The sequence below is a fragment of the Actinomadura sp. SCN-SB genome (assembly GCF_043906805.1).
GTDB lineage: Bacteria > Actinomycetota > Actinomycetes > Streptosporangiales > Streptosporangiaceae > Spirillospora.
Genome location: NZ_JBIMPP010000048.1, coordinates 50,762 through 61,899, shown reverse-complemented (window position 1 = coordinate 61,899; position 11,138 = coordinate 50,762). Strand labels below are relative to the sequence as shown.

Here is an 11,138-nt window from a genome sequence, read left to right as displayed (position 1 = left end):
CCTGAAGGGGCGGTGGGCCGAGGAGCGGCGCAAGGACGACCACCGGCTCACCGACGACTCGATCATGGTGGACGCCATCGTGGACGGGAAGGTCGGGCAGACCGAGGTGCCCGCGCTGGTCGGGCTGAACACCGACCTGCGCCGCGAGTACATCGGCGACTGCCAGAACGGCGTGAACCGGTGGAACCGGATCCTGGAGGAGGCGGGCCTGCCGCAGCGGTTCCGGCTGCCGCATGTGGCGTTCAACCGGAAGGTGGGCGCGTTCGCCGGGATCGAGGCCACCCCGGACGGCGAGATCCTCTCCTCCGAGGAGTGGGAGGCGCGGAAGGGCGAGTGGCTGCCCACCGAGGTCGACAAGACGCACGTCCGATCCCTGATGCAGCCGGTGTACGAGCGCGGCAAGATCGCCGCCTGGATCGCGCCGCCGCGCCAGGGGATCAACGGCAAGCCGTTCGACTACGACTACGTCCACCTCGCCTGAAGCGGGACCGCGTCCAGATGATCGAAACCTTCAATGCCAGCACCTACCTGCTCGACCGCCACATCGACAGTGGCGACGGTGACCGCCTGGCCCTGACCGGCCCGTCGGGGGACCGCACCTACGCGCAACTGCACGACGACGTCCGGAGAACCGCGACCGGATTGCGCGACGTCGGCCTGCTGCCCGAGCAGCGGCTGCTGATGTTCATGGCCGACTCGCCGGAGTTCGTCACGGTGTTCCTGGCGGCGCTGCGGATCGGCGCCGTCCCGGTGCCGGTGTCGACGATGCTGCGCGCCGACGGGCTGGCCGAGCTGCTGCGCGACTCGGGCGCGCGGCTGCTGGCGGTGTCGGCGGACTTCGCCGAAGTCGCGGCGCGGGCCATCGCCGACGCGCCCGACCTGATCGGCGTGCTCGCCGCCGAGGGGGCGGACGTTTCGGCGGCGATCCCGGTGCATCGGCTCGCGGACCTGGCCCGTGCCGAGCCGGACGGCGGACCGCGGCGCACCACCGCGGACACGCCGGCGTTCTGGCTCTACACCTCGGGGACGACCGGCAGCCCCAAGGCGGCCATGCACCGGCACGGCTCGATCCGTGTGGTCTGTGAGACCTACGGCAAGCAGGTCCTGGGCATTCGCCCCGACGACCGGTGCCTGTCGGCGGCCAAGGCGTTCTTCGCCTACGGACTGGGCAACACGGTGCTGTTCCCGCTGTCGGTGGGCGCGGCGGCGATCCTGGAACCGGCGCCGTCGCGGCCCGAGGTGCTGGCCGAGCGGGCCCGGACCCACGGGGCGACCCTCTTCTTCGCCGGTCCGACGTTCTTCGCGAACATGCTGCGGGCCGGGCTGCCGCCGGACGCGCTCGGCGGGGTGCGGCTGTCGGCGTCGGCGGGAGAGCCGCTGCCCGCGTCCCTGTACCACCGGTGGACCGAGCACTTCGGGGTGGACATCCTCGACGGCATCGGGATGACCGAGATGCTGCACATCTTCCTGTCCAACCGGGAGGGGGACGTGCGGCCCGGGACGACCGGTGTGGCGGTTCCCGGCTATGAACTGCGCATCCTTGACGAGGAGGGCAATCCCGTCGCCCCCGGTACGCCCGGCACGCTGTACGTGCGGGGCGAGTCGACGGCGACCGGCTACTGGTCGAGGTACGCCGCGTCCCGGCAGGTGTTCCAGGGAGAGTGGCTGTGCACCGGCGACACCTATGTCCAGGACGCCGACGGCTACTACACCTGCCTGGGACGTACCGGCGACATGCTCAAGGCCAGCGGCATCTGGGTCTCGCCCGCCGAAGTGGAGGCCCGGCTGCTGGCGCATCCGGGCGTCGAGGAGGCGGTCGTGGTGGGCGCGGCCGACGCCGACGGGCTGGAGAAGCCGGTCGCCTACGTGGTGACGTCCGCCGGGGCGGCACCGACCGAGGAGGAGCTGATCGAGTTCTGCCGTGCGGGGCTTCCGTCCTTCAAGCGGCCACGGCGGGTGGTGTTCGTGGACGCCATGCCCACCACCGCCACCGGGAAGGTCCGCCGGGTGGAGCTGCGCGCTCACGCGGCGGACGTCCTGTCCGGTCGGCAGGCGGAGGTCGTCGCGTCGTGACCGTCATCGAACGCGATCTGCTCATCGTCGGCGCGGGCCCGGTCGGGCTGTACGCGGCCTACTACGCCGGGTTCCGGGGGCTGTCGACCGCGATCGTCGACTCGCTGCCGGAGCCCGGCGGCCAGGTGACGGCGATGTACCCGGAGAAGCCGATCTACGACATCGCGGGCTTCCCCGCCGTCAAGGGCCGTGACCTGGTCGCCGGGCTGATGGAGCAGGCCGCCCGCTTCGATCCCACCTTCGTCCTGGGCGAGGCGGCCCAGACCCTGCGGCGCGACGACGACGGCGCCCTCTCCGTCACCACGTCGGCCGGGACGCGGATCGGCTGCCGCGCCGTGGTGATCAGCGGCGGCATCGGCACCTTCACCCCGCGCCCGCTGCCGGTGGGCGCCGAGTGGCTGGGCCGCGGCCTGTCCTATTTCGTCCCGTCCCTGGAGGCGCACGCGGGGCAGGACGTGGTCGTGGTCGGCGGCGGCGACAGCGCCTGCGACTGGGCGCTGAGCCTGGAACCCATCGCCCGGTCGGTCACGCTGGTGCACCGCCGTTCCGCGTTCCGCGCGCACGCCCACAGCGTGGCCCAGCTCATGGCGTCCACCGTCGAGGTCGTCACCGAGGCGCAGGTGACGGGCGTCCACGGCGGCGAGCGGGTCGAGCGGGTGGAGATCACCGGGCCGGAGGGCAGCGCCGTCCGGCCCGCGCAGGCGGTCATCGCGGCCCTCGGCTTCACCGCCAACCTCGGCCCGATCCGCCAATGGGGGATCGACGTGACCGGCAACCGGTACCTGCCGGTGGACACCACCATGGCCACCAACCTGCCCGGCGTGTTCGCCGCCGGGGACATCACCGACTACCCGGGCAAGGTCCGGCTGATCTCGGTCGGCTTCGGCGAGGCGGCCACCGCCGTCAACAACGCCGCCGTCCTGATCGACCCGCAGGAGCAGCTGTTCCCCGGCCACTCCTCGGACGCCGTGCCCGCCCTGGCCTGACCACCCGTCCACCGCGACGTCCCGGCCCGGCCCAGTGAACTGTGAGGAGGACGACTTCATGCCGTACGTCATCGCCGCGGCATGCATCGATGTGATGGACCGCTCCTGCGTCGAGGAGTGCCCCGTCGACTGCATCTACGAGGGCGAACGCAAGCTCTACATCAACCCCGGCGAATGCATCGACTGCGGCGCCTGCGAGCCGGCGTGCCCGGTGTCGGCGATCGCCCAGGACCGGCGGGTGCCCGCCGACCAGAGCGACTTCGTCGCCGACAACGCCCGCTTCTTCGACCTGCCGCTGCCCGGCCGGGACGCGCCGCTCGGCATGGCCGGGGGAGCGGGAGCCGTCGGCCCGCTCGGTGTCGACACCGAACTCGTCGCCTCCTACCGGGCCGGCTGATGCTGGACGGCATGCCGCTGATCGACGTGCACGTGCACGCCCCCCGGCTTCCCACGCTCAAACCGGCGTGGAAGCAGTGGGCGCACGACTTCGGTGACAACGCGGTGCTGGAGCGCGTCTACGACGACTCCGGCGCCCTCGTCCCCGACCGGTTCGATGAGTACCTGGCCGGTGAGGGCGTGGACGTGGCGTTGCTGCTGTCGGAGTACAGCCCGAAGGCCACCGGGATCCAGCCGATCGAAGACCTGCTGCCGGTGACCGGGCACAACCCGTCCCGCCTCAAACCGATCGCCAACATCAATCCGCACCTGCACTACCCGATCGAGGAGGAATTGCAGAGGCAGCTCGGTCTCGGCGCCGTCGCCTGCAAGCTGCACCCCGTGCACGCCGGTGTGGCCGCCAACGACCGCAGCCTCTACCCCGCCTACGAGCTGTGCCAGTCGGCCGGGATTCCGCTGGTGGTGCACTGCGGCACCAGTACCTTCCCCGGCTCGTCCAACCGGTTCGCCGATCCGGTGCTGCTCGACGACGTCCTGCGTGACTTCCGCGGCCTGAACGTCGTGCTCGCCCATGGCGGACGCGGCTGGTGGTACGACGCGGCGGCGTTCATGGCGCTGTCCAACGAGCGGGTCTGGATCGAGCTGTCCGGCCTGCCCCCGTCCCGGCTGCGCGAGTACTACGCCAAGCACAACTGGAACCGCCTCACCCGCCGCATGATCTTCGGCACCGACTGGCCGGGCGTTCCCGGCATCGCCCGCAACGCCCGCGCCGTCGCCGCCCTGTGCCCGGACGAGCGGACCGCCGCGCTGGTGCTGGCGGGCAACGCCACCCGCGTCTACAACCTGAAGCCGGAGCACTGATGGCGATCTACGCGCTCGGCGACCTGGTCCCGCGGATCCATCCGGACGCGTTCGTCCATCCGGACGCCACGGTGATCGGCTCGGTGAGCATCGGAGCCCGATCGTCGGTATGGCCGGCGGCGGTGCTGCGCGGCGACTACGGCCGCATCGAGATCGGCGAGGCGACGTCGGTCCAGGACGGCACCGTCCTGCACACCACCGAGGAATGGCCGACGCTCATCGGCGACCGCTGCGTGATCGGCCACAACGCCCATCTCGAAGGCTGTGTGATCGGCGACGACTGCCTCATCGGCTCCGGTTCCATCGTGCTGAACCGCGCCGTCGTCGCCTCCGGTGGCGCGGTCGGCGCCGCCGCCCTGGTCCCCGAGGACGCCCGTGTCCCGGCCGGGCACGTCGCCCTGGGCGTCCCCGCCAAGCCCAGACCGGCGCCCGACCTGGCCGAATGGACCGCCGAAGCGGTCGGCCTGTACGAGGACATGGCCGCCCGATACCGCACCGAACTGCGCCGCATCGGCTGAAAGGACACCATGCACGAGACCGTCGCCATCGTCGGCGCGGGCACCATGGGAGCCGGCATCGCCCAGGTCGCCGCGCTCGCCGGACACCCCGTCCTGCTCCTGGACGCGGATCCCGGCGCCGCCGACCGCGCGGCCGCCGGGATCCGCGACCGGGTCAAGGCACTGGTGGCGCGCGGAAAGATCGACGCCGATCCCGGCGCCCTGGACCTGACCACGGCACCGTCCCTGGAATCGCTCGCGCCCGCGCGGATCGTCATCGAGGCGATCGTGGAGGACCTGACCGCCAAGCGTGCCCTGTTCAACGACCTGGAGCGCGTCGTCGCCCCCGACTGCGTCCTGGCCACCAACACCTCCTCGTTGTCGCCCACCGCGATCGCGGCCGGCGCCGCCCATCCCGAGCGCATCCTCGGACTGCACTTCTTCAACCCGGTACCGCGCATGCGGCTGGTCGAGGTGATCTCCGGCGCCGGCACCGCGGCCGACGTCGCGGACCGGGCCGCGGACCTGGTCACCGGATGGGGCAAGACCGTCGTCCGCGCCGCGCCCACCCCAGGTTTCATCGTCAACCGCGTCGCCCGGCCCTTCTACGCCGAGGCGTGGCGGCTGCTGGCGGAACGGGCCGCCCCGCCTGAGACCATCGACGCCGTTCTGACCGGCGCGGCCGGCTTCCCGATGGGCCCGTTCGCGCTCATGGACCTGATCGGCCACGACGTGAACGAGGCGGTCACGCGTTCAGTGTGGACGGCCTTCGCCCAGGACCCGCGTTTCGAGCCCTCCCGTGCGCAACGCGACCTGGTGGAGGCAGGACGCCTTGGACGCAAGACCGGACAGGGTGTCTACCGCTACGGCGGCGAGAGCGGCCCATCGTCCGCCGCCACCGCACCACCGTGCTCCGCGCCGCCGAAGGTGATCGACCACGGCGCGGCCGACCTCCGTGCCCTCATGGCACGCACAGGCGTCCCCGTTCTGGACGGATGCCGCGACACGGGGGTGATGGAGCTGCCCGGCGGCGCGCTCCTGGTTCGCGGCACCGGCGTCACCGCGACCGAGCTGGCCGCCCGGCACGGCGCCCCGGTGATCGTCGTGGACCGGACTCTGGACGACACCACCGCCACCGCGATCGCCGCCGCCGCCAGTGACGGCTGCCCCGGCGACGCCCTCCGCGAGGCGACCGGCCTGCTCCAAGCCGCGGGCCTGGCCGTCCACGTCATCGACGACGCGCCCGGCCTCATCGTCACCCGCACGGTCGCCATGCTCGTCAACCTCGCCGCCGACGCCCTGCACCAAGGCGTCGCCGACGCGGCGGACATCGACACCGCGATGCGCCTGGGCGCGGGCCACCCCCTCGGCCCGCTCGCCTGGGGTGACCGCTGGGGCGCCGACACCGTCCACGCCATCGTCACCAACCTTCACCAGGGCTACGGCGATCCGCGCTACCGCCCGAGCCCGCTGCTGCGCCGCCGCGCCCTGTCCGGAGGACGACTCGCATGACGCTGACCCGGGTGCACCGCGAGGACCACATCTGGTGGATCGGCCTGGACCGGCCGTCCAAACACAACGCCCTGGACCAGGCCATGGTCGACGAACTGGACGCGGTGCTGGCCGAAGCCCGCCACCACCCGTGCGTCCTGATCGTCCACTCGACCACCCCCGGCGTCTTCGCCGCCGGGGCCGACATCGCCGAACTGCGCGACCGCGACGCCGACGCGGCGCTGCTGGCCATCAACGCCGGGCTCTTCGAACGGCTGGAGGCCCACCGCTGGCCCACCATCGCGCTGATCGACGGGCCCGCTCTCGGCGGCGGCTGCGAACTCGCCCTGGCCTGCGACTTCCGCATCGCCTCACCGAACGCGGTGTTCGCGCAGCCGGAACCATCCCTCGGCATCATCGCCGGTGCCGGAGCGAACTGGCGCCTGCCGCAACTGGCCGGCCTGGCCACCGCCCGCCGCATGCTCTACGCCGGAGCCCGCGTCGACGCCCGCGAGGCGCTCGCCGCCGGCCTGGTCGACGAGGTCGTCGACGACGGCGAGGCCCTGCCCGAACGCGGCAAAGCACTGGCCGACACCATCGCCAAGCGCTCATGGCGAGCCCTGGAGCTGACCAAGCTCGCCCTGCGCAGCCGACGCCCCGCCACCACGACCTTCGACATCGCCGCACAAGCCCTGCTGTTCGACAGCGAGGACAAGCACACCCGCATGACGGCCTTCCTGGAGCGGAGAAACCGATGACGCCCGTACTGCGCAGTTACACCCAGGACACCTGGCAGGACGGCAGCGGCCCGGCCAAACCCCTGCTGGACGCCGCCACCGGCGAGACCGTCGCCCTCCTGCCGGCCACCGGCCCCGACCCCGCCGCCATGCTGGCGTACGCACGCCAGGTCGGCGGCCCGGCCCTGCGCGCCCTCACCTTCCGCCGGCGCGCGGCCGTCCTCAAGGACCTGGCCAAGCACCTGCGCGGCCACCTGGAGGAGTTCGCCGAGCTCAGCACCCGCACCGGCGCCACCCGCCGCGATACCGCCGTCGACGTCGACGGCGGTATCGGCACCCTCGCGGTCTACGCGAGCAAGGGCGTCCGCGAACTACCGGACGCGACCGTCCTGCCCGACGGGGACACCGAACCGCTCGGCCGCGGCGGCACCTTCGCCGGACGCCACATCCTCGCTCCCCGCCTGGGCGCGGCGGTGCAGATCAACGCGTTCAACTTCCCCGTCTGGGGCATGCTGGAGAAGTTCGCACCGGCGTTCCTGGCCGGGATGCCCTCGGTCGTCAAGCCCGCCGGGCAGACCGCCTACCTCACCGAACTCGTCGTCCGGCGCATCATCGAGTCCGGCATCCTCCCCGAAGGCGCGCTCTCGCTGCTGTGCGCCGGGCCCGCCGGGCTCGTCGACGCCCTCACCGCCCAGGACACCCTCGGCTTCACCGGCTCGGCCGCCACCGCTCTCGCACTGCGCACCCACCCCGTCGTCGCGGGCCGGTCCGTGCCGTTCAACGCCGAGGCCGACTCGCTCAACTGCTCCATCCTCGGACCCGACGTCACTCCGGATCACCCGGAGTTCGCCCTGTTCGTCGACCAGCTCGTCACCGAGATGACCGTCAAGGCCGGCCAGAAGTGCACGGCGATCCGCCGCGCCCTCGTTCCCGCCGCCCACGCGGACGCCGTCGCCGACGCGGTCATGGAACGCCTGCGCGGAACGGTCGTCGGCCACCCGGCCGACGAGAACGTGGACATGGGGCCGGTGGTCGGCCTCGCCCAGCGCGACGAGGTGCGCGACGCCGTCGCCCGCCTCTCGGCCGACGCCAAGATCGTCTTCGGTGATCCGGCGCGCGTCGACGTCACCGGCGCCGACGCCGAACGCGGCGCCTTCCTCTCACCGATCCTGCTGCGCTGCGACGACCCCGCCGCCCCCGCTCCGCACGAGGTCGAGGCGTTCGGCCCCGTCAGCACGCTGCTGCCGTACGGCGGGCTCGACGAGGCCGCCGAGATCGCCGCCCGGGGAGGAGGCAGCCTCGCGGGATCGATCGTCACCGCCGACGACCAGGTCGCGCGGACGCTCGTCACGGCACTCGCCCCCTGGCACGGCCGGCTGCTCGTCCTCAACCGTCACGACGCCGCCGAATCGACGGGCCACGGCGTCGCCATGCCGCAGCTGATCCACGGCGGGCCGGGGCGGGCCGGTGGGGGAGAGGAACTGGGCGGTCTGCGAGCGCTCCGCCCGTACCTGCGCCGCACCGCGGTCCAGGCGCACCCCGGTCTCTTGGCGGACCTCGCATGACCGGGCTCCGATGGCCCCGCCGCCGGAGTCGCGGCGGGGACCATCCGCCCCTGCGGTGTGTTACACCGAACTGGGCGCCCTGCCGGGCCCTTGTAATCTAGACAGCGGCCCTTTCCACGCCGTCCATAGCTCAGGGGTAACTCGCCGACCGTGTCACATGATGAAGAGGACACCCGCGTCCCACCCGTAAGCCTCCGCAGGCAGAGGGGTGCGGGGGGCGCCAAGGCCCTGCTGCTGACGGTGTTCGGCGAGTTCGTCCTGCCGCACAGCGCGCCGGTGTGGACCTCGACACTGCTGCACGTCCTGGCGGGGCTCGACGTGGAGGAGAAGTCGGCCCGCCAGGCCCTGACCCGGCTGGCGGCCGACCGATGGATCGTGTCCGAGCGCGTGGGGCGGCGGGTCCGCTGGGCCCTGACCGATCACGGCCGCGCGCTGCTGACCGAGGGCGCCGAGCGGATCTATTCCTTCGGCCGGGATCGCGAGTCCTGGGACGGACGCTGGCTGGTGCTCCTGGCCAGCGTCCCCGAGACCAAGCGCGACCTGCGCCACCGCCTGCGCAACGGCCTGACCTGGGCGGGGATGGGCAGCCCGGCGCCGGGAGTGTGGATCAGCCCGCACGTCTCCCGCGAGCCCGAGGCCAAGCAGGTGGTGGAGAGCCTGGGGCTGGACGCCGAGGTGCTGTCGTTCTGCGGCCCGTTCGGCGGAATCGGCTCAGAGTCGGAAATGGTCGAGCAGGCGTGGCATCTGGGCGAGCTCGCCGCCGCCTACGAGGACTTCGTACGGGAGTTCGCGGGCATGCGGCCGGCGCCCGGTGATGAGGTGCTGCTCGACCAGACCCGTCTCGTGCACGCCTGGCGGCGGTTCCCCAGGCTGGATCCGCAGCTGCCCCTGGACCTGCTGCCGCCGCACTGGATCGGGGTGCGTGCCGCGAACGTCTTCAAGGACCTGCACCGGCAGTGGCACGACTCCGCCCAAGCACGCTGGGCGGAGCTGGCCGCGAACGGGTGACCTGGGAGTTCGATCCGAAGCCCCGGTGCCGTGGCGGCCCGTCGGTGAGGTGAACGGCATCGCGCGCCGGGTCCGCGAGCCGTAGGCGCCGAGCGCAAACCCTTCATGGTGACGTGTCTCTCCGAGATTCGTCAACATTGGCATGCCGGTACGGAGCACTTATGTCGTGCGTCCCGCCCGTTGTTCGAGGTTGAGGCGGTAGCACCCCCGGCCTCCAATTGATTACAGACTCTTGACGTGACGCATGAAATCTGTAGATTTTGAGCGCACCAGTGGGGCGTGTCACACCACCCCATGATTTGGAGGAACTGCCATGGGCGTCCTATCCGCCATTGCCCGCACGTTGCGTCCGGCCCCAGCGGTCGCCGCGCTGACGGCGGGCGCCCTCGCGCTGTCCGCATGCGGAGGCTCGAGCCTCGACCAGTCTGGAGGTGGAGAGTCCGGCGGCCCGGTGAAGATCGGTCTGCTCATCCCGCTGTCCGGCGTCTACGCGCCTCTGGGGCAGGACATGCGCGACGGCTTCAAGCTCTACCTCGACCAGCACGGCGGCAAGCTCGGCGGCAGCGAGGCCGAGGTGGTCGAGGCCGACGAGGGAGAGGGGCCGCAGACGGGCGTGCCCGCCGCGCAGAAGCTGGTGTCCCAGGACCGGACGACCGCCGTGGTCGGAGTGGTCAACTCCGCCACCGCGCTCGGCCTGCGGGACTTCTTCACCGAGTCCAAGCAGCCGCTGCTGGTGGCCAACGCGGGCGCCGACGCCATCACCGCCGGCCGCAAGTCCGACTACGTGTGGCGCACCAGCTTCGCCAACGGCAAGGTCGGAGCCGCGCTCGGCCCGGCCGTCGCCAAGGAGGCCAAGGGCGGCGTCTACCTCATCGCCGCCGACTACGCCGCCGGACGCGAGATGGTGGCCGGGTTCCGCAAGGCGTTCGAGGCGGCGGGCGGCAAGGTCGCCGGGGAGAAGTACACCCCCTTCGGCAAGACCCAGGACTACCAGCCGTACCTGTCGGCGATCCGCAGCTCCGGCGCCAAGGCCGTGTACGCCTTCTACGCCGGCGCCGAGGCGGTCAGCTTCGTCAAGCAGTACAAGCAGTTCGGCTTGTCCGATGAGATCGACCTGTACGGAACCGGCTTCCTGACCGAGGGCGACGTGCTCAAGGCCCAGGGGCAGGCCGCGGTCGGGACCAAGACGTCCCTGCACTACTCGGCCGAGCTGGACACCCCGCGCAACAAGGAGTTCGTGGCGGCCTACCAGAAGGCGTTCAACGAGCCGCCCACCGTCTACAGCGTGCAGGCGTACGACGCGGCGGCGGCGCTCGACAAGGCGTTGGCCAAGACCAAGGGCGCCGGTGGGCAGAAACTCGCCGAGGCGCTGGGCGAGGTCGGTCCCATCGACAGCCCCCGCGGATCGTGGACCTTCGACACCGCCCACGACGCCCAGCAGAAGTACTACCTGCGCGAGGTCCGCTCCAGCGGCGGGACCATGGTCAACGCGGTCGTCAGCGAGCTGAGCTGAGCCCGGCGGTC

At 72.0% G+C, this 11,138-nt stretch carries 10 protein-coding genes and 1 pseudogene; all 11 read left to right on the top strand.

The annotated features are described in order from the left end of the window. A pseudogene (locus tag ACGWYJ_RS26790) lies at positions 1-481 on the top strand (benzoyl-CoA 2,3-epoxidase subunit BoxB); the annotation flags it as partial. A 17-nt stretch (positions 482-498) separates the two neighbouring features. Beyond that, positions 499-2,073, top strand: coding sequence for a benzoate-CoA ligase family protein (locus ACGWYJ_RS26785; protein ID WP_395109086.1), 1,575 nt, complete (start codon positions 499-501; stop codon positions 2,071-2,073). Continuing rightward, on the top strand, positions 2,070-3,059 hold the full coding sequence (locus ACGWYJ_RS26780) for an NAD(P)/FAD-dependent oxidoreductase (RefSeq protein WP_395109085.1): 990 nt from the start codon (positions 2,070-2,072) through the stop codon (positions 3,057-3,059). The genes ACGWYJ_RS26785 and ACGWYJ_RS26780 overlap by 4 nt, the downstream gene beginning before the upstream one ends. A gap of 58 nt (positions 3,060-3,117) precedes the next feature. After that, positions 3,118-3,456 (top strand): ferredoxin, encoded by a 339-nt coding sequence (fdxA, locus tag ACGWYJ_RS26775; RefSeq protein WP_395109084.1) that lies wholly within the window; start codon positions 3,118-3,120, stop codon positions 3,454-3,456. After that, complete coding sequence (locus tag ACGWYJ_RS26770) at positions 3,456-4,316, top strand: amidohydrolase family protein (protein WP_395109083.1); 861 nt, start codon at positions 3,456-3,458, stop codon at positions 4,314-4,316. The genes fdxA and ACGWYJ_RS26770 overlap by 1 nt, the downstream gene beginning before the upstream one ends. After that, complete coding sequence (locus ACGWYJ_RS26765; protein WP_395109082.1) at positions 4,316-4,834, top strand: gamma carbonic anhydrase family protein; 519 nt, start codon at positions 4,316-4,318, stop codon at positions 4,832-4,834. Before ACGWYJ_RS26770 ends, ACGWYJ_RS26765 begins: the two co-directional genes overlap by 1 nt. Positions 4,835-4,843: 9 nt before the next feature. Then, on the top strand, positions 4,844-6,325 hold the full coding sequence (locus ACGWYJ_RS26760) for a 3-hydroxyacyl-CoA dehydrogenase (RefSeq protein WP_395109081.1): 1,482 nt from the start codon (positions 4,844-4,846) through the stop codon (positions 6,323-6,325). Beyond that, entirely contained in the window at positions 6,322-7,062 is a 741-nt protein-coding gene (locus ACGWYJ_RS26755; RefSeq protein WP_395109080.1) for an enoyl-CoA hydratase/isomerase family protein, read from the top strand. The genes ACGWYJ_RS26760 and ACGWYJ_RS26755 overlap by 4 nt, the downstream gene beginning before the upstream one ends. Continuing rightward, positions 7,059-8,606, top strand: coding sequence for a phenylacetic acid degradation bifunctional protein PaaZ (gene paaZ / locus ACGWYJ_RS26750; protein WP_395109079.1), 1,548 nt, complete (start codon positions 7,059-7,061; stop codon positions 8,604-8,606). The genes ACGWYJ_RS26755 and paaZ overlap by 4 nt, the downstream gene beginning before the upstream one ends. Before the next feature lie 150 nt (positions 8,607-8,756). Continuing rightward, the gene (locus ACGWYJ_RS26745) at positions 8,757-9,614 is read left to right on the top strand and encodes a PaaX family transcriptional regulator C-terminal domain-containing protein (protein ID WP_395109077.1); all 858 of its coding nucleotides are present in this window, start codon (positions 8,757-8,759) and stop codon (positions 9,612-9,614) included. A gap of 313 nt (positions 9,615-9,927) precedes the next feature. Next, positions 9,928-11,127: an ABC transporter substrate-binding protein gene (locus tag ACGWYJ_RS26740; RefSeq protein ID WP_395109076.1), complete on the top strand. Its 1,200-nt coding sequence runs from the start codon at positions 9,928-9,930 to the stop codon at positions 11,125-11,127. Positions 11,128-11,138: the final 11 nt, after the last annotated feature.